The sequence below is a fragment of the Streptomyces sp. NPDC058620 genome, assembly GCF_042717135.1.
Classification (GTDB): domain Bacteria; phylum Actinomycetota; class Actinomycetes; order Streptomycetales; family Streptomycetaceae; genus Streptomyces.
In genome coordinates, this window is record NZ_JBHXQO010000062.1 from 1 (window position 1) to 18593 (window position 18593).

Sequence of the window (18593 nt, forward strand, 5' to 3'; positions counted from 1 at the left end):
GCGTCCCTGGCGTCGGTCTTGCCCTCGCCGCGGTAGCTCTCGGAGGCGCGGTGGATGGCCCGGCCGGAGATGTAGTGCACCGGCTGGGCGTGGTTCACGAGGACGGCGATGGCCAGCGCGGCGCCGCCGTCGGCCAGGTCGATCCCCCAGGCCACCGTCTCGCCCAGGGCCAAGACGTCGGTGAGGAGCTCGAGGAGATCGGGCTCGTCGTTGGCGACGCGCCGGGACAGCAGCCGGCGGCCGTCCTCGTTGATCGCGACGCAGTGATGATGCGTTTTCCCTGCGTCGATGCCAGCCCAGATCATGGTCATGTGATGCCTCCGTGCGGTGTGGTGCCGGTGCCTGCCACGGACGACCTCGCTGTCGATTCCCTACTCAGCGATCATTCGCAATTCCTAATTGGCAGCCGAGTCGTCGTGGGGCACCGGGCGGCCAATCACTGAGAGCCATAAGCGGCAGAGCCTTTTGAACCACACCCGGCACCCCTGGGCGGGTCAACCATACGAAGGGCTCACCACATCCCGCAGGAAAGCGTAGGGAGCCTTTTCCAACCTCACGCTGAGGCGTGATGAAGGACGAGGACGGCCTGGACGATCTTGGTGATGCTGTGCCATCCACGAGGGTGAGGGCGACTCGGGCCGCTGCCCGCACTTTCAATCCTCACGCCGTCCCGGGGCCCGTTCCAGATTTCTGGAGCGGGCCCGGAGGCAGGCGCATGGTGCCGCCCGCAGCACGTTGCGAGAATGCTTCCTGCACGCACGTTTCGATCTGGGGTGGGTTCGTTGGTCTGGTGGGCGGAAAGGTTCCTCTGGGACGGGGAGCGTCCTGAGTGGGCATGGGCTCCATTGAAGTCCGTGGGGCCCATGCGGTTCGGTCAGAGCAGGGAGGAAGTCTCAGCCGCTCTGGCGAGCCGATCACGGCATGGGACACCAAGAAGTACGCGCGATGGTTTCCCTTCGACGGGGTTTGTCGGCGTACTCATGAGAGTGCTCCACTGAGTACGGAGATCTGTGCACCAACCTTGCCCACCTGGTCCAGCGGAAAGTCGATCCACGACCTGATGCCGCGCCTGCGGAGTACTCTCGCCCCGGGAGGGGGCTTCATGGAGTCACTCGGGACGTTATTCATGGCTGCAGCCTGGGGTGTTCCGCTGGTCAGCCTGCTCGGCGGGGTGGTCGTCGTTGTCGCCGTCACACGTTGGCGACGCCGTGCAATCTGCACTTTGGAGAGGGACGAGGAGGAGCAGGGCGGACCTGCCTTCCGGGCGTCCGGTCGGTAGGGAAACTCGAGTGTTCAGGGGATCAACGCCGAGGGCGTCATTGGCGCCCGATCCTCTATCTCCGCAGGTCAAGGCCCGCCCGTTGTAGGGACCTTCAGGCCGCGTCGTCTCGTTCGCGTTCGATGGCGGCGAGTCGGTTCTTGAGGCGGTAGCTGGGGCCGTTGATGGAGATCACATCGCAGTGGTGCAGAAGGCGGTCGAGGATGGCGGTGGCGAGGACCTCGTCGCCGAACACCTGTCCCCATTCACTGAAGGTCTTGTTCGAGGTGAGGATGATCGAGCCCTTCTCGTAGCGCTTGGAGATCACCTGGAAGACCAGGTTGGCCTCGTCCCGTTCCAGCGGCTGGTATCCCACCTCGTCGACCACGAGGACGCCTGGCCGCAGGTAGGTGCCGAGTTTGCTGGTCAACCGCCCTGCCGCCTCGGCGGCTTTGAGGTTGCGGACCATGTCGTCGAGGCTGGTGAAGTAGATCGAGTAGCCGGCCCGGCAGGCCGCGACCGCGAGCGCGACGGCGATGTGAGTCTTGCCGACTCCCGGCGGTCCAAGCAGGGCGGCATTCGATTTGTCCTCGACGAAGGAGAGGGTGGCGAGGTCTTTGACCTTGCGGGGGTCGAGTTCGGGCTGGAAGGAGAAGTCGAAGTCGTCCAGCGTCTTGTGGTGCGGCAGTTTCGAGGTCCGCAGGCCCTGGCGGAAACGGCGGTCCTCACGCATCGCGAGCTCTTCGGAGAGGACCAGGTCGACGAAGTCGAGGTAGCCCATCTTGGCCTCGTCCGCCCGGGCGACGTACTGGCCCAGGGCCTCGGCCAGGTGCGGCAGGCCGAGCCGCCCGGCCGTGGTGCGGATGCGCTTGCCGGTCAGCTCGCTCAACTCAGGTCCTCCGGTGTCGACTTCGATGTGAAGGGGCGGGTGCCGGTCAGCTCGTCATAGACCGACAGAGGTCGGCGCCCGACCTCGACGCGGGCGGCGGACGCCCGGTTCAGCAGAGCCATCAGCGGCCGGGCCTCATCGCCCAGGTCCTCCCGGCGGCGGGGCTGGGCGGGAACATCGCCCGTGGTCACCCGCCGGTTGTCGCCCTTGGGCAGGCCGTCCCAGTGCCGCTCGTCCTTGACGACAGCGCCGCGGCCCGCCGCCCGACAATGGGCGGCAAGGAGCGTCTGCCCCTGCTGGTCAGGGACGGTGGAATGCAGCATGACCTGGGACTTCGTGGCCCTGATCTCCACAAGCTGGCGGGGGCGGACCTTGCGGGCGGGCACCGAGTAGAGGTTCGCGTCGAAGGCGACCAGGCAGTCCTTGCCGACGTGTCGCAGATACCGGTCGCAGACCACATACGGGCTCTGCGGAAGCGGCCGCAGAGCCATGTGGTCGCGGACCGCCCGGTGACCGATGACCTCGCCATGGGTGCCATGGATCTTCGCTCGTCGCAGCGGCACCCAAGCGGTGAACGCCGCGTCCATCTCCTCGATGGAGGAGAACGCCCGCCCGGCCAGCACATGGTCACGGACGATCAAGACCTGCCGCTCGACCCGGCCCTTCCCGGTGGGCCGATAGGCGGCCAGCACGTCGATGTCGAAGTCGTAGTGCCCGGAGAAGGCGACCGCCTCCGGATGCAGCGGAACGGCCTCACCAGGGGCAACGTGCCGGCGCACGACGGTTTTGGTGCGGTCGTAGACGGCCGTCATGGGCACCCCGCCGAAGTGGATGAACGCCCTGCGGTGGCAGTCGAAGAACGTCCCCAGATCCTGGCTCGTGGTGAAGCAGCAGAACGGATCTCGGGAGTAGGACAAGGTCATGTGGAACGAGTAGACCTTCGGGATCCCGACGTGGGCGAGGACCTTGCCCTCATGTCGGGTAGGAGCGCCGCATTGCTGCGGCGCTCCCCCCTCAGAACCGGGCTAGCGGGTTTCCCCGCACCACGGCTCAAGCAAGCCGCAAGGGCGTCACGAGAGTGCAACTGCTGGTTGTTTCCTGCGGTTTCGGGCCGGAGGCCGCGATGGCAGGAGGCGTGCACAAGGCGTGTTCGGTTCCCGTCCGACGTGTCGTGCCGTCCGTGCAGAGTGAGATAGTCGGCGGCTATCGCCCTCTTGACGACGTTCAGCCACCATCGCTCCCATTCCTGGGGTGACTGCGGCGGCTGGTCGGCGGTGAGGAGGTGTTCCCCGCAGAGCGGACAGCGGCCGTCCTGCTTGGCGAGCAGGCGCAAGTTGTAGCTGTCCAGCGGGGGTTTGACCCTCCTTCGCCGCTTGATCCAGTAGTCCGTCAGCCCGGGATCGTCTGGTGACGCCCCGCCTGCGATCAACTGGTGCCGGACGATGTTCGTCCAGGAGAACTTGATGAGGATGGGGATCTCCCCGCGGTCGTTGAGCACATTGCCGCGGTCGCCGAATACCCACCGGTCGTTCCTGAACTTGTTGAACCTGCCGAAGTAGCGTCGAACGATCCACTTCTTCGACTTGTTGGGGTGTATGCGTCTGGCACACCGGTAGGTGAGCCACCACACGTAGTGATCCAGCGCCGTGAAGATTCTGCTGGCCACCACCCCCCGGTAGTAGGCTGCCCAGCCGCGAATGATCGGGTTGAGCTTGGCGATGACCGCCGTCGCGTTCAGGCCGCGCAGAGCGCGCACCTCGTCCGCGAGCCTCTTCCGGATGCGCCTGACCGCGTCCGCGCTCGGCTTGATCAGCAGCTTGCGATGTCGGTAGCGGCGGACGTTGAACCCGAGGAAATCGAAGCCTTCTTCGAGGTGGACGATGCGCGTCTTGTCCTCGTTGAAGACCAGCCCTCGGGGCGCCAGCCACTCCGCAAGCCGTGCCTTGACCTGTTCGACCTGCTCTCTGGAATGACAGCAGGCGACCATGTCGTCGGCGTACCTCACCAAGATCGGAGAACCCGCCACCACATCCCCGGCGTGTGTGCCGGTCGTGAGATAGCGGACCCCTGCGGCCTCCTCCAGCCCGTGGAGAGCCACGTTCATTAGCAGAGGACTGATCACGCCGCCTTGAGGGGAACCCTCTTCGGTCGGCGAGAACTGCCCCTTGTCGGCCACCCCGGCCTTCAACCACCGTTCGATCAGGTCCCTGGCGGGGAACGAACCGAGTGCGTCGAGCAGCCGTGCGTGGCCAATCTTGTCGAACGCGGCTGACAGATCGGCGTCCAAGATCCATACCCGTCGGGCGAGTGGCCCGCTGAGCGTGGAGAACAGGGAGCCGATCGCATCGGCGCAACTTCGCCCGGGGCGGAACCCGTAGGAACGGGGCTCGAACCGGGCTTCCCACTCGGGCTCCAGTGCGCTGCGGACCCGTGCCTGATGGCACCGGTCCAAGATCACGGGAATGCCGAGCGGCCGTTGCTTGCCATTGGCCTTCGGAATGTACACACGTCGGACCGGCATAGGGTCCCAGGACGAGCGCGAACGGTGCACCCGCACCGCAACCGCTGCCCTGGTCTCGGGCGACAGGGCAGTTTCCCCGTCGATCCCGGCCGTCCGACGCCCAGCATTTCGCTGAGTGACCTGCCGAACGCTGACCAGCGTGTTCGACCAGGACCTCAGCATCAGTTTCTGCAAGGACCGGACGTGGGCCCAGTCCCTTTCTCGTGTCGCCTTGAAGATCCTCCGCCGCAGCCTCGTTACGTTCTCTTCGTGAATCCGCCAACTGACGGCGTCCCAGTCGAGAACGTCCTCGGGTCCGTTCACCGCAATGGTGTCCAACATGTCCCTCGGTTCGAGAGGCCCTCGGCCTCGGCGTTCAAAGGCTCACCAGCCCACGTCAGCGCCCTTTCGGGCCCGGTCGTCTTGACCGGCATCCGGCCGGTTCCCCGTGACAGCCGCCTGGAGGGGCAGCCGTGGTGTCACGAGTCCCGTTGCCTTTCGGCAGCCGGCGTCCGCTTCTTGGGCTTCCTGTCCCGCCGAGGGCTTACGCCCCTCTCACGATCGGCCTACCCGGCCTCAAGGCCGGGACCCCGACGGGGTTTCCACGTTCCGCGTATACGAGATGCGACCGGGGAGGACGCCCCCTAAACCCCGGGACCAGCGGTGTTCATACGACCGACGGGGCAGGCTCCGGTCGTCGCTCGCCGCCTCTTCCAGCGGCCAGGCCCTATAACCCGGCATTCATCCCGTCTCCCGGGTTTGTCGATAACGAGGCATCACAGGGGGTTCACTCGCGTTCGTCCGTCCGGCCTTCTCCTTGCCCGGTTGCTCCCCCTGACGGATCGGGGGCCCTTGGGCGTCTTCCCTGAGCTTCGCACCCTCGACGGGCAGGACCCGCGAACGCACGTCAGAGCGGAGATCGATCTCGAACACTGACCGAGAACTACGCAGCCGACATAATCGGCCTCCAATCTGCGAGTTCACTCGTATACGCGACCTCGTGTCGCACCACCCCAGTCGACCTGGGCCTGAGCCCCGGGGATCACCTCGAACCGGCGGTGCAGTCCGGCCAGTTCGCCTGGGCTGATGCCCAGCTCGTCCGCGATCCGGGGCCTCGCCTCCTGCAGATACATTTTCACGCGCTGGTAATTGCCGGTGAACCCGTACTCCGCGACCAGACGTTCATGGATCACCGCACCCTTGAGCAGGATCTCGGCCCGCAGCATCGCGTCGATCAACGGCGCGACCTCGTCCACCACCCGACTGCGGGGCTTGCCGTTCGCGGTCCGCCGCGGCGGCGCGAGGGGAGCCTCGGCCGACAGGTACTTACCAACCGTTCGGCGGTTGAGCCCGGTCTCCTTCGAGATCTCCCGCAGGCTCATCGCACCGGACTCGTACAGGCCGCGGAACCGTCTCAACTCCAGCCAGCGATGCGGGTCCAAGACCACCTCAGCCGCCCCTCTGCCACCCCGAAACCGACGACAGAAGACTCGCGGCACCCGTCCGCCACCGCATCAACTTTGGTGCACTCTCATCCGTACGAGGTGGTGCACGATCACTTGTACGCGGACAGGGTTGGTATCGACACCTACTACGACCAGGAGACGCAGACCCTGGCTGCAGTAGCTGTCGACGCCTGCCGGGGCCCGCAGGTCAGCCTCGATGGTGTCCCTCTGGTTGGTCGGCTGCCGTCGGAACTCGAACCCTGGATCGAGAAGACCGCGTCAACACTTGAGGATCCGAATCTGCCCGAGTACGTCGATGGCCTGCGCTTCGGGAGCCGCGGGGAGCCGTATCTCCTCAGTCTGGGATTGGTCCTGCGCTGCCAGCAGAACGGTGACCACGCCCGCTGTCGCCCTGTATTTCTTGCGCCTCAGTGGGCCATGCGCGGCCAGGAAGGGATCGAGGACTTGATCCCCGACACGGAGTGGCTGACGTATTGAGCGATGCCCAACCTCATATTGATGCGCGGTGAAGGACAAGGACGGCCTTCACGACGTCGGTGATTCGGTTGGTGCTGCAGCGGAGCTTGCGTAGGAGGCGCCAGCCCTTGAGGGTGGCCATGGCCTGCTCGCCGAGGCAGCGGATCTTGGCATGGGTGGTGTTGTGGCGACGCTTCCACCGCTTCAGGCACCGGCCGCGAAAGGGTACTCGGACGGGTCCGCCGGCGCCTTGATACGCCTTGTCCGCCCACACGGGAGTCCTGCTTCGATCACTGGTCGTCTGGGTCGGCATCCCCACGAACACACCATTCGCGCCGAACCTGGCCGCCAGGACTTCCGCTGCGGCCTGCGCAGCCTCCCTCTTGCCCTCGCCCATCGGCGCTTCGACCACCACGAGGCCCGGACCGCCCATCCGGCGAGCCGCCTCAACCACCATTGTCTGCGAAGGCCGCGGCGCATAACCGAACCGGTCCCGGAACGCCTCCGGCCCTGGCATGCCCAGAGCACCCCAGTAGTCGTCCAGCTCTTCGGGCAACTCGTCGCGATAACCCGGGCTCGTGGTCCCAAGGCCACGAGGCCTCTGGCGCGTGAAACGCAACACCACATTCCGCAACGGCTCACTGCGCACTCGGCCCGACCGGTGGCCAGGCACCTTGCGCGGAGGGGACGACACCGATGCGGTGAGCGGCCTCCCGCAACGGCCGTGGGACCGTTCCACGACGCTCCCACGGCGGCGTCACTACAAAACCCCAGGTCAAAGCCGTTCCGAGTTCATCTTCGATGTGCGAGGACTCGTATCCGCCACACCGCCGTGAGGCGAACGCCACACGTAATACGCCCCCGAAAAACGCGTTTCCCCAGGTCAGAACGTTTCTGCCTGGGGATCTTGGTGGGGCGGGTGGGACTCGAACCCACGGCCGACGGATTATGAGTCCGCTGCTCTAACCGGCTGAGCTACCGCCCCGTTTCGGCGTGGCGCGTACACGTGTGCGCGCCGTCTGCCGCAGCATAGCCGGTCATACGATCTCTCGCTTCGAGTGCCCCGCTTCGCATGACCATGAGGACTGCGCTTCCGCCTGCCCGGTTCCGGCCGCCGTGAAGTTCCCACGAAAGAGTCACCGCGGGGGTCCGCTCGGAGGCGTGGACGGAGGGGCCGGGCACACGAAAGAGGACCCCGAAGGGTCCTCTTTCATCCTGCTCCTCCGACTGGACTCGAACCAGTAACCTGCCGGTTAACAGCCGGCTGCTCTGCCAATTGAGCTACAGAGGATCGCGCTCCCCCGACTGGACTCGAACCAGTAACCTGCCGGTTAACAGCCGGCTGCTCTGCCAATTGAGCTACAGGGGATTGTGGCGTTGCTGCGAAATCGTACCTACCTGGCGGCTGCCGGGCGGCGCGCGTTCGCTGCGACACATACATTAGCGCAAGCAGGGGGGTGCTCCGCCAATCGGTTCCGCCCGGGGTGATCTCGGGTGTCCACGGGTAGGCGGGCAAGCACACGTCGCACGGAGCGAAGGAAGGGTGGCAGCCATGCGGTACCGGCTCACATTCATCGCCGGACTGGCCCTCGGTTACGTGCTCGGCACGAAGGCCGGGCGCGAGCGTTACGAGCAACTGAAGAGGTCCGCGCAGCAACTGGCCCAGAATCCCGCCGTCCGGAACGCCGCCGAGTCGGCGGCCCAGGGCGGCCGGGAATTCGCCGGCAAGGCGTACCACTCGGTGAGCGAGAACGTCGGCGACCGGGTGCCCGCCTCGGTGGCCGACCGGGTGCGCTCGCTGCGGGACCGCAGCGCGCACAACGGCGCGGACGACTGGGGGACGACCAATACCTAGGGCCTGAGGCGCGGGCCCCGCACCCGGCTGCGGGGCCCGCGCCGAACGTCCGGTCACGTCCGGTGCGGGAAAGCTCCGCCGGTGCGGCAGAATCTTGGGTATGGGCATAGTCGCCGGCTTGGACAGTTCTTCCGCCTTCACTCACATCGTCGTCTGTGACACGGACACGGGCGCCGTGCTGCGGCAGGGGTATGCCGCACACCCCGTCGAGGCGAAGGCCACCGAGGTCGATCCGCAGGTATGGCTGCTCTCGCTCGGCGAGGCGGCCTCCGGCGGGCTGCTCGAAGGCGTGCAGGCCATCGGCGTCTCCGCCCAGCAGCACGGCCTCCTCCCCCTGGACCACCAGGGCAATCTCGTACGCCCCGCACTGCTCGGCAACGACCGGCGGGCGCAGGTCGCCGCGGCCGATCTGATCGACGGGCTCGGTGGCCGGCAGCCCTGGGCCGAGGCGGTCGGCGCCGTGCCGCAGGCCGCGCAGCCCGTGGCGAAGCTGCGCTGGCTGGCGCGGACCGAGCCGGAGAACGCCCGGCGCGTCGCCGCCGTCATGCAGCCGCACGACTGGCTGGTGTGGCAGCTGCTGGGCCGGCCGGCCCGGCGCACGACCGACCGCGGCGCCGCCTCCGGCACGGGGTACTGGTCGGCGGGCTCCGCCTCCTACCGTCCCGATCTGGTCGAGCTCGCGCTCGGTCACCAGGCGACGCTGCCCGAGGTGCTCGGCCCGTCGGAGTCCGCCGGGACCACGCCCGAGGGGCTGCTGATCTCCGCGGGCACGGGCGAGACGATGGCCGCCGCCTTCGGGCTCGGGGTCGCGGTCGGCGACGCCGTGGTGTCGCTGGGGGCCTCCGGTTCCGTGATGGCCGTGCACCACGAGGCGCTGGCCGATCCGACCGGGATGATCACGTCGTTCGCCGATGCCACCGGGATGCATCTGCCGGTCGTCCACACCTCCAACGCGGTCCGCGCCCTGCGCGGCACCGCCGAGATGCTCGGGGTCGAGGGGCTCGACGAGCTGTCCGAACTGGCGCTGAAGTCGACGCCGGGTGCCTCCGGACTCGTACTCCTGCCGTATCTGGAGGGCGAGCGCACCCCCCAGCTGCCGCACACCGCGGGGACGCTGTGCGGGCTGCGCCGTGAGTCGATGAAGCCGGAGCACCTGGCGCGGGCGGCGTTCGAGGGGATGCTGTGCTCGCTCGCCGACGCGCTGGACGTGCTGCGCGGCCGCGGGGTCGAGGTGCGGCGGGTGTTCCTGCTGGGTGCCGCGGCCGAGCTGCCCGCCGTGCAGGCGCTGGCGCCCGCGGTGTTCGGTACGCAGGTCGTGGTGCCGCAGCCCGCCGAGTACGCGGCACTGGGTGCGGCCCGGCAGGCGGCATGGGCGCTCGGTGTCTCGCAGGGGACGCTCGACCCGCGTACTCCCCCGGCCTGGCAGGGCGCCTCCGCCCAGGTGCTGGAGCCGGGCGAGGAACTGGCGGTCGGGCGGGCCGTGCGCCAGCAGTACGAGGCCACGCGGGACCAGATCCATCCCGGGGCCTTCGGCGGTTCCGCCTGAGCAGAGCCAAGTGCCGAACGCCTTCCGGGATTTGACCTGGGTTTGAGGAAAAGCGTTCGCGGTCGCGGTGCGGAGTACCGGAAAATGGGTCGGCCTCTGCCCAACGCCGACTCCGAGAGACACGCGTGCTCATAAAAATTCTGCGGACCTATCTCGGTCCGTACCGGAAACCCATCGCACTGCTGGTCTTTCTCCAGCTGCTGCAGACCTGCGCCAGCCTCTATCTGCCCAGCCTCAACGCGGACATCATTGACAACGGTGTCGTGAAGGGGGACACGGGCTACATCCTGGAGTTCGGCGGCCTCATGATCGCCGTGAGCGTCGTCCAGGTGGTGTGCAACGTCGGTGCGGTCTACTACGGTGCGCGGACCGCGTCCGCGCTCGGGCGCGATGTCCGGGCCTCGGTCTTCGACCGGGTGCAGTCCTTCTCCGCACGTGAACTCGGCCGCTTCGGCGCGCCGTCGCTGATCACCCGCACGACCAATGACGTGCAGCAGGTCCAGATGCTGGTCCTGATGGCGTTCACCCTGATGGTCTCGGCGCCGATCATGTGTGTCGGCGGCATCATCATGGCGCTCGGGCAGGACGTGCCGCTCTCCGCCGTGCTGCTGGCCGTGGTGCCGGTCCTCGGGATCTCGGTGAGCCTCATCGTGAGGAAGATGCGCCCGCTGTTCCGCACGATGCAGGAGCGGCTCGACACGGTGAACCGGGTGCTGCGCGAGCAGATCACCGGCAACCGCGTCATCCGCGCCTTCGTCCGGGACGCGTACGAGGAGGAGCGCTTCCGCGGCGCCAACACCGACCTGACGGACGTTTCCCTGTCCACGGGCCGGCTGATGGCGCTGATGTTCCCGACCGTGATGACCGTGGTGAACGTGTCGTCCATCGCCGTCGTCTGGTTCGGTGCGCACCGCATCGACAGCGGCGGAATGCAGATCGGTGCGCTCACCGCGTTCCTCGCGTATCTGATGCAGATCGTGATGGCGGTGATGATGGCCACCTTCATGTTCATGATGGTGCCGCGCGCCGAGGTCTGCGCCGAGCGCATCCAGGAGGTCCTGGAGACCGATTCGAGCGTGGTGCCGCCGCTCACCCCGGTCACCGAGCTGCGCAGACACGGCCATCTGGAGGTGCGGGGTGCGGAGTTCCGCTACCCGGGCGCCGAGGAGCCGGTGCTGCGCGCGGTGGATCTGGTGGCGCGCCCCGGTGAGACGACCGCGATCATCGGGTCGACGGGCAGCGGGAAGTCGACGCTGCTCGGTCTCGTACCGCGGCTGTTCGACGCGACGGACGGCGAGGTGCTGGTCGACGGCGTGGACGTACGGACGCTCGACCCGGTGCTGCTGGCGAAGACCGTGAGCCTGGTGCCGCAGAAGCCGTATCTGTTCTCCGGGACGGTCGCGACGAATCTGCGGTACGGGAACCCGGACGCCACCGACGAGGAGCTCTGGCACGCGCTGGAGGTGGCGCAGGCCAAGGAGTTCGTGGAGGGGCTGGAGAACGGGCTGAACGCGCCGATCGCGCAGGGCGGCACCAATGTCTCCGGTGGGCAGCGGCAGCGTCTGGCGATCGCCAGGACGCTCGTGCAGCAGCCGGAGATCTACCTCTTCGACGACTCGTTCTCGGCGCTGGACTACGCGACGGACGCCGCGCTGCGCGGGGCGCTCGCGCGGGAGACGGCCGGGGCGACGGTGCTGATCGTGGCGCAGCGGGTGTCCACCATCCGTGACGCCGACCGGATTCTGGTGCTGGACGAGGGCAGGGTCGTGGGGACCGGCACCCATCACGAGCTGATGGACGGCAATGAAACGTACCGGGAGATCGTGCTCTCCCAGCTGACGGAAGCGGAGGCCGCGTAATGGCCGGGCCTGGCGGACGCATGATGGCGGGCGGCGCTCCGACCGAGCGGTCCATGGACTTCAAGGGGTCCGGGAAGCGGCTGCTGAAGAGATTCAGCCGGGAGAAGTCCTCGCTGTACGCGATGCTCGTCGCCGTGGCGCTGAGCGTGGGGCTCTCGGTGGTCGGCCCGAAGATCCTCGGCAACGCGACCGACCTGATCTTCGCGGGGGTCGTCGGCCGCGGAATGCCAGAGGGGGCCACGAAGACGCAGGCCATCGAGGACCTGCGGGAGAAGGGCAGCGACGGTCTCGCCGACATGCTCTCCGCCGTGGACTTCACCCCGGGCGAGGGCATCGACTTCGGCGCGGTGGGCAACGTCCTGCTGGTGGCCCTGGTCGTCTATCTGGGCGCCGGGCTGCTGATGCTGGTGTCCACGCGGCTGTCGATCCGGGTGATCAACCGGGTCGTCTTCCAGTTGCGCGAGGACCTCCAGACGAAGCTGGCGCGGCTGCCGCTGTCGTACTTCGACCGGCAGAAGCGTGGCGAGGTGCTGAGCCGCGCGACGAACGACATCGACAACATCTCGCAGACGATGCAGCAGACGATGGGTCAGCTCATCAACTCCCTGCTGACCATCATCGGCGTGCTGATCATGATGTTCTGGATCTCGCCGCTGCTGGCGCTGGTCGCCCTGGTGACGATCCCGGTGTCGGTGCTCGTCGCGGCCCGGGTCGGCAAGCTCTCGCAGCCGCAGTTCGTGCAGCAGTGGAAGGTGACGGGCCGGCTCAACGCCCACATCGAGGAGATGTACACCGGCCACACCCTGGTGAAGGTCTTCGGCCGGCAGGAGGAGTCCGCGAGGGACTTCGCCGAGCAGAACGACGCGCTGTACGAGGCGGGCTTCAAGGCCCAGTTCAACAGCGGGATCATGCAGCCGCTGATGATGTTCGTGTCGAACCTGAACTACGTGCTGGTCGCGGTCGTCGGCGGGCTCAGGGTCGCTTCGGGCGCGCTGTCCATCGGTGATGTGCAGGCGTTCATCCAGTACTCGCGGCAGTTCTCGATGCCGCTGACCCAGGTCGCCTCGATGGCGAACCTGGTCCAGTCGGGCGTCGCGTCGGCCGAGCGGGTCTTCGAGCTGCTGGACGCCGACGAGCAGGAGCCCGACCCGGACCCGGAGCGGCGCGAGCGCCCCGGCAAGCCGCTGGGCAGTGTCTCGCTGGAGAAGGTCTCCTTCCGCTACGACCCGGACAAGCCGCTCATCGAGGATCTGTCGCTGAGCGTGGAGCCGGGCCACACGGTCGCGATCGTCGGCCCGACCGGGGCCGGCAAGACGACACTGGTCAATCTCCTGATGCGGTTCTACGAGGTGACCGGCGGCCGGATCGTCCTCGACGGCACCGATGTGTCGACGATGTCCCGCGACGAACTGCGGTCCGGGATAGGCATGGTCCTCCAGGACACCTGGCTGTTCGGCGGATCGATCGCGGACAACATCGCGTACGGCGCTTCGCGCGAGGCCGGCCGGGCGGAGATCGAGGAGGCGGCCAGGGCGGCCCACGCCGACCGCTTCATCCGCACCCTGCCGGACGGTTACGACACGGTGATCGACGACGAGGGCTCCGGGGTCAGCGCGGGCGAGAAGCAGCTGATCACCATCGCGCGGGCGTTCCTGTCCGACCCGGTGATCCTGGTGCTCGACGAGGCGACCAGCTCGGTGGACACCCGTACCGAGGTGCTGATCCAGAAGGCGATGGCCCGCCTCGCGCACGGCCGGACCAGCTTCGTGATCGCGCACCGGCTCTCCACGATCCGGGACGCGGACGTGATCCTGGTGATGGAGAACGGCTCGATCGTCGAACAGGGCACGCACGACGGTCTGCTGGCCGCGAAGGGCGCCTACGCCCGGCTGTACGCGGCGCAGTTCGCCGAGGCGCTCGCCGAGGTGGACTAGAAGGGCGCGGCCCGCTCAGTCCAGGTAGCCGCGGAGCTGGTCCGCGAAGGCGTGGTCCCGCAGCTTGTTGAGGGTCTTGGATTCGATCTGGCGGATGCGTTCGCGCGTCACGCCGAAGATCCGGCCGATCTCCTCGAGCGTGCGGGGCCGCCCGTCGGCCAGCCCGTAGCGCAGCTGGACGACCTTGCGCTCGCGCTCCCCGAGCGTGGAGAGCACCGCCTCCAGGTGTTCGCGCAGCAGCAGGAAGGCGGCGGACTCGACGGGGGACGCGGCGTCGCCGTCCTCGATGAGGTCACCGAAGGCGACGTCGTCCTCCTCGCCGACCGGGGCGTGCAGCGAGACGGGCTCCTGGGCGAGGCGCAGGACCTCGCCGACCCGTTCCGGCGTCAGGTCGAGCTGGGCGGCGACCTCCTCGGACGTCGGTTCGTAGCCCCGCTCCTGGAGCAGGCGGCGCTGGACCCGTACGACGCGGTTGATCAGTTCGACGACATGGACGGGGACCCGTATGGTCCGGGCCTGGTCGGCGAGCGCGCGGGACATCGCCTGGCGTATCCACCAGGTCGCGTACGTGGAGAACTTGTAGCCCCGCGCGTAGTCGAACTTCTCGACGGCCCGGATCAGTCCGAGGTTTCCCTCCTGGACGAGGTCGAGCATCGTCAGCCCCCGGCCCACGTACCGCTTGGCGACGGAGACGACGAGGCGGAGGTTGGCCTCGATGAGCCGGCGCTTCGCCATCCGTCCCATGACCACGAGCCGGTCCAGGTCGACGGCGAGTCTGGTGTCCGGATCGGGGGTGCCGGCGAGCCGTTCCTCCGCGAAGAGCCCCGCTTCGACGCGGCGGGCGAGTTCCACCTCCTCCTCGGCGGTGAGCAGCGGAATCCTGCCGATCTCCCGCAGGTACTGGCGGAAGAGGTCGGACGAGGTGCCGCCGGTGTCCGCGCGGCTCAGCCGCTCCGGGGGTTCGGGCGCCTCCGGGCTTTCTTCCATCACTGCGTCCGTCGCCTCCCCGGGTGGGTCCGCGGTGGCCTCCGGATGGCGCATTGCCCGGTTCTGCACGGGGATCGCCGGGACATGCTCGGTCGGGCTCGTCACGGTCCGGGTCTGCACGGGGGCGACCTCCAGGTGATCGCGCTGCCGGACCGCGGCGGGTGTGGGGTCCGCCCTCGGTGGACCGACCGCGCTCCGATGACTCAGGCACCGCTACCCAGTGTGGGGTACGACACATCGCCGCCACGAGGGGCGTGCGGTGACTTTCTGAGTCCGGTCCGTGACCGGAGGGTTACGGGCCCCGGGGCGGGAGCTCGTCGCCGTACGGCGTGGGCGGGCTCGTCAGAGCGCGTCGGCGCCGTTGCTGCGGAGGGACTGGGCGTACTGCTGGAGGACCCAGACCTCGTTCTGCGCGGCCGCCAGGTGCTCGGGTGCCACGTTGCTTCCGAGGCGGGCGAGGCTGCCCTGCACATCGTTGATACGGCGGTCGACGGCGCGCAGGCGGACCTGGACGAGCTGCATGCCCGCGTACGTCTCGTCGATCGACTTGCCGTGGAAGACCTCGACGGCCAGCTCGGTGACGAGGTTGCGCACGGTGTCGTCGGGGGCCGCGTCCAGGACGTTGACCAGGTATTCGCGGGTCTCGGCCAGGCCCTGCTCGGCGCCGCCCGCCTCCGCGATGCACTGGCGCACCGCCGCGTACGGCGGGGCCGTGAACTCGTCGATCCCGTACGCGTCGAAGGCCGGTGAGACCAGGGCGGGCTTCTGGAGGGCGAGCTTGAGCAGTTCGCGCTCCGTGCGGTGGGCGGGGCTGCGGAGGTTGAGCGCGGGGCCCGAGATGCCCGCAGGGGCTGCGGAGGCCGGGCCGGAGTGCCGGGGGGCACCCCTGGACGGGCCCTGCGCGGGGCCGCGGTCACCCCGGTCCCTGGCCCAGCGGGCGATCTGCGCCACCCGGCGCACGACGAACTCCTGGTCGAGGATGCCGACGAGGCCCGCGAGCTGGACGGCGACCTCGCGCTGCACACTGCTCGTCTTGATCTTCGCGACGACGGGTGCGGCCTCGTCGAGCGCGGCGGCGCGGCCCGCCGGGGTCTCCAGGTCGTAGCGGCCGACGATCTGGCGCAGCGCGAACTCGAAGAGCGGGGTACGGGGTTCGACGAGGTCACGGACGGCCTCGTCGCCCTTGGCCAGCCGCAGGTCGCACGGGTCCATGTTGTCCGGGGCGATCGCGATGTACGTCTCGGCGGCGAACTTCTGGTCGTCCTCGAAGGCGCGCAGGGCCGCCTTCTGGCCTGCGGAGTCACCGTCGAAGGTGAAGATCACCCGGGCGCTGCCGTTGTCCATCAGGAGGCGGCGCAGGAGCTTGATGTGGTCGTTGCCGAAGGCCGTGCCGCAGGTGGCGATGGCCGTGGTGACCCCGGCGAGGTGGCAGGCCATGACGTCGGTGTAGCCCTCGACGACGACGGCGCGGCTGGCCTTGGCGATGTCCTTCTTGGCCAGGTCGATCCCGTACAGCACCTGGGACTTCTTGTAGATCGACGTGTCCGGGGTGTTGAGGTACTTCGGCCCGTTGTCGTCGTCGCGCAGCTTGCGCGCTCCGAAGCCGACGATCTCTCCGGAGGTGTCGCTGATCGGCCACATCAGCCGGCCGCGGAAGCGGTCGATGGGGCCGCGGCGGCCGTCCTGGGAGAGGCCGGAGGTGATGAGCTCCTTGTCGCTGAAGCCCTGCCCGCGCAGATAGCGGGTGAGGTGGTCCCAGCCCACGGGGCTGTAACCCACCCCGAAGTGGGCGGCGGCCGCCTGGTCGAAGCCGCGTCCCGCGAGGAACTTCCGGCCGATCTCGGCCTCGGGACTCTCCAGCTGCTCCACATAGAACTGGGCGGCGGCCTTGTGCGCCTCGACCAGCCGGATGCGTTCGCCGCGCTGGTGGGAGGGGTTGTAGCCGCCCTCCTCGTACCGCAGGGTGATGCCCGCCTTCGCGGCGAGGCGCTCGACCGTCTCGGAGAAGGTGAGGTGGTCGAGCTTCATCACGAAGGCGATCGTGTCGCCGCCCTCCTGGCAGCCGAAGCAGTGGAAGAGCCCCTTGCTGGGGCTGACCTGGAAGGAGGGGGACTTCTCGTCGTGGAAGGGGCAGAGTCCTTTGAGGTTTCCGCCGCCCGCGTTGCGCAGCTGGAGGTACTCCGAAACGACGGCGTCGATCGGGACCGCGTCCCGGACCGCCTTCACATCGTCGTCATTGATCCTGCCTGCCACGCGTGAAGTCTACGGGTGGGCCACGGCACCCGGACCGCACGACGGTGTGATCCGTGGAACGCGCTGGGGCGGCCGGGGGGCCGGACGGTTCCTCCCGGCCGCCCGCGCCCGGTCAGAGCAGGGACTCCAGCGGCACCGACGGGTCGGCGAGTGCGTCGGGATCGATCTGCCCGCCCGCCCGGATCAGCTGCTGGATGTGCTCGGTGACGTCCCAGACGTTGACGTTCATCCCGGCCAGGACCTTGCGGTCCTTGAGCCAGAAGGCGATGAACTCGCGCTTGCCCGCGTCGCCGCGGATGACGACCTGGTCGTAGCTGCCGGGCGGCGCCCAGCCCGAGTACTCGAGGCCGAGGTCGTACTGGTCGGAGAAGAAGTACGGCACCCGGTCGTACGAGACGTCCTGGCCCAGCATGGCGCGGGCCGCGGCCGGGCCGCTGTTCAGGGCGTTCGCCCAGTGCTCCACCCTCAGCCGGGTGCCGAGCAGCGGGTGCTGCACGGCGGCCACGTCGCCCGCGGCGAAGATGTGCGGGTCGGAGGTGCGCAGCGAGGCGTCGACGGCGATTCCCCCGCCGTGCGCCCGGTCCGCCAGGTCGAGCCCCGCCGCCTCGGCGAGGGCGGAGCGGGGGGCGGCGCCGATCGCGGCGAGCACGTCGTGGGCGGGGTGTTCCTCGCCGTCGTCGGTGCGAGCGGCGAGGACCAGGCCGTCCTGGCCGGTGATCTCGGTGAGGCGGGCGCCGAAGTGGAAGCGGACGCCGTGCTCGCTGTGCAGATCGGTGAAGATCTGGCCGAGCTCGGGGCCGATGACCTGGTGCAGCGGGGTCTGCTCGGGCTCGACCACGGTGACCTCGGCCCCGTAGCCGCGGGCCGCCGAGGCGACCTCCAGGCCGATCCAGCCGGCTCCGGCGATGATCAGGTGGCCGTTGTCGCGGCCGAGGGCGGCCAGGACGTTGCGCAGCCGGTCGGCGTGGGCGAGGCGCCGCAGATGGTGGACGCCGACCAGGTCCGTACCGGGGATGTCGAGCCTGCGGGGTTCGGCGCCGGTGGCGAGGAGCAGCTTGTCGTAGTGGATGACGGTGTTGTCACCGAGCTGCACGGAGCGGGCCGCGCGGTCGATGGCCGTGACGGGCTGGCCGAGGTGGAGTTCGACGTCCGCCCCGGCGTACCAGGCCGTCTCGTGGACGAAGACGCTGTCCCGTTCCTCCTTGCCGGCGAGATAGCCCTTGGAGAGCGGCGGCCGTTCGTACGGATGGTCACGCTCATCGCCGATCAGGATCACCCGGCCGCTGAAGCCCTCGGCACGGAGTGTTTCCGCTGCCTTCGCTCCTGCCAGTCCTGCGCCGACGATGACGAACGTGCGATGTGCGTCGACCACTTGTGCCTCCTCGGTGCTGGTGCTGTGCTCCGCCGCCACCTGCGAGCGTCCCGCACGCAGCGTGATGGCGGAAGAGGGTGTGCCCCGATCAGGTCACACCCAGTGGTCATGGGGCCAGTCTGCCGACCGTGGCCGGCACCGCGCGGGGCAGGGTCCCCCGGCGGGAGTCATCTGCCCCCAGCACACCACTTGCGGCGCGGCCGACCGCCGTCGCCGCG

At 68.5% G+C, this 18593-nt stretch carries 11 protein-coding genes, 3 tRNA genes and 3 pseudogenes; 5 read left to right on the forward strand and 12 right to left on the reverse strand.

Features of this window, described 5'->3' with window-relative positions:
* The 5 genes and pseudogenes from ACFWSK_RS32385 to ACFWSK_RS32405 form a co-directional block, all read right to left on the reverse strand.
* Positions 1 to 311 (reverse strand): IS110 family transposase (locus tag ACFWSK_RS32385; protein ID WP_383794109.1); only part of this gene is annotated, 311 nt, incomplete at its 3' end.
* Between the two features lie 1062 nt (positions 312 to 1373).
* On the reverse strand, positions 1374 to 2147 hold the full coding sequence (istB, locus tag ACFWSK_RS32390) for an IS21-like element helper ATPase IstB (RefSeq protein ID WP_383794111.1): 774 nt from the start codon (positions 2145 to 2147) through the stop codon (positions 1374 to 1376).
* Positions 2144 to 3121, reverse strand: a pseudogene (locus ACFWSK_RS32395) (DDE-type integrase/transposase/recombinase); the annotation flags it as partial. The gene istB and the pseudogene ACFWSK_RS32395, both read right to left, overlap by 4 nt.
* Entirely contained in the window at positions 3067 to 4989 is a 1923-nt protein-coding gene (gene ltrA, locus ACFWSK_RS32400; protein ID WP_383794114.1) for a group II intron reverse transcriptase/maturase, read from the reverse strand. The pseudogene ACFWSK_RS32395 and the gene ltrA, both read right to left, overlap by 55 nt.
* 668 nt (positions 4990 to 5657) lie before the next feature.
* Positions 5658 to 6095 (reverse strand): annotated as a pseudogene (locus ACFWSK_RS32405) (IS21 family transposase); the annotation flags it as partial.
* A gap of 96 nt (positions 6096 to 6191) precedes the next feature.
* Here ACFWSK_RS32405 and ACFWSK_RS32410 point away from each other — a divergent pair.
* Positions 6192 to 6590 (forward strand): hypothetical protein, encoded by a 399-nt coding sequence (locus ACFWSK_RS32410; protein WP_383794117.1) that lies wholly within the window; start codon positions 6192 to 6194, stop codon positions 6588 to 6590.
* Positions 6591 to 6603: 13 nt separating this feature from the next.
* Here ACFWSK_RS32410 and ACFWSK_RS32415 read toward each other — a convergent pair.
* The 4 genes and pseudogenes from ACFWSK_RS32415 to ACFWSK_RS32430 form a co-directional block, all read right to left on the reverse strand.
* Positions 6604 to 6840, reverse strand: a pseudogene (locus ACFWSK_RS32415) (transposase family protein); the annotation flags it as partial.
* Between the two features lie 637 nt (positions 6841 to 7477).
* Positions 7478 to 7554 (reverse strand) — tRNA-Ile (locus ACFWSK_RS32420).
* Positions 7555 to 7787: 233 nt separating this feature from the next.
* Positions 7788 to 7860: transfer RNA gene (locus ACFWSK_RS32425), tRNA-Asn, on the reverse strand.
* 5 nt (positions 7861 to 7865) lie between these two features.
* Positions 7866 to 7938, reverse strand: a tRNA-Asn gene (locus ACFWSK_RS32430).
* A 183-nt stretch (positions 7939 to 8121) separates the two neighbouring features.
* Here ACFWSK_RS32430 and ACFWSK_RS32435 point away from each other — a divergent pair.
* The 4 genes from ACFWSK_RS32435 (at position 8122) to ACFWSK_RS32450 (ending at position 13763) form a co-directional block, all read left to right on the forward strand.
* A complete protein-coding gene (locus ACFWSK_RS32435; RefSeq protein ID WP_383794185.1) occupies positions 8122 to 8424 on the forward strand; it encodes a YtxH domain-containing protein in 303 nt (100 codons plus the stop codon).
* 100 nt (positions 8425 to 8524) lie between these two features.
* Entirely contained in the window at positions 8525 to 9970 is a 1446-nt protein-coding gene (locus tag ACFWSK_RS32440; protein ID WP_383794120.1) for an FGGY family carbohydrate kinase, read from the forward strand.
* A gap of 125 nt (positions 9971 to 10095) precedes the next feature.
* On the forward strand, positions 10096 to 11829 hold the full coding sequence (locus tag ACFWSK_RS32445; RefSeq protein ID WP_383794123.1) for an ABC transporter ATP-binding protein: 1734 nt from the start codon (positions 10096 to 10098) through the stop codon (positions 11827 to 11829).
* Entirely contained in the window at positions 11829 to 13763 is a 1935-nt protein-coding gene (locus ACFWSK_RS32450; protein WP_383794126.1) for an ABC transporter ATP-binding protein, read from the forward strand. Before ACFWSK_RS32445 ends, ACFWSK_RS32450 begins: the two co-directional genes overlap by 1 nt.
* 15 nt (positions 13764 to 13778) lie before the next feature.
* Here ACFWSK_RS32450 and ACFWSK_RS32455 read toward each other — a convergent pair whose 3' ends face one another.
* The 3 genes from ACFWSK_RS32455 to ACFWSK_RS32465 form a co-directional block, all read right to left on the reverse strand.
* Entirely contained in the window at positions 13779 to 14870 is a 1092-nt protein-coding gene (locus ACFWSK_RS32455; RefSeq protein WP_383794129.1) for an RNA polymerase sigma factor, read from the reverse strand.
* 222 nt (positions 14871 to 15092) lie between these two features.
* Complete coding sequence (gene dnaG, locus ACFWSK_RS32460) at positions 15093 to 17003, reverse strand: DNA primase (protein WP_383794132.1); 1911 nt, start codon at positions 17001 to 17003, stop codon at positions 15093 to 15095.
* 112 nt (positions 17004 to 17115) lie between these two features.
* Positions 17116 to 18375, reverse strand: a complete 1260-nt coding sequence (locus ACFWSK_RS32465; protein ID WP_383794135.1) for an NAD(P)/FAD-dependent oxidoreductase — start codon at positions 18373 to 18375, stop codon at positions 17116 to 17118.
* Between the last annotated feature and the right edge of the window lie 218 nt (positions 18376 to 18593).

Excerpts from the sequence above, each read along its gene's own strand:
- ltrA (WP_383794114.1), bottom strand. The coding sequence starts at position 4,989 with ATGTTGGACACCATTGCGGTGAACGGACCCGAGGACGTTCTCGACTGG.
- ACFWSK_RS32435 (WP_383794185.1), top strand. The coding sequence starts at position 8,122 with ATGCGGTACCGGCTCACATTCATCGCCGGACTGGCCCTCGGTTACGTG.
- ACFWSK_RS32440 (WP_383794120.1), top strand. The coding sequence starts at position 8,525 with ATGGGCATAGTCGCCGGCTTGGACAGTTCTTCCGCCTTCACTCACATC.
- ACFWSK_RS32450 (WP_383794126.1), top strand. The coding sequence starts at position 11,829 with ATGGCCGGGCCTGGCGGACGCATGATGGCGGGCGGCGCTCCGACCGAG.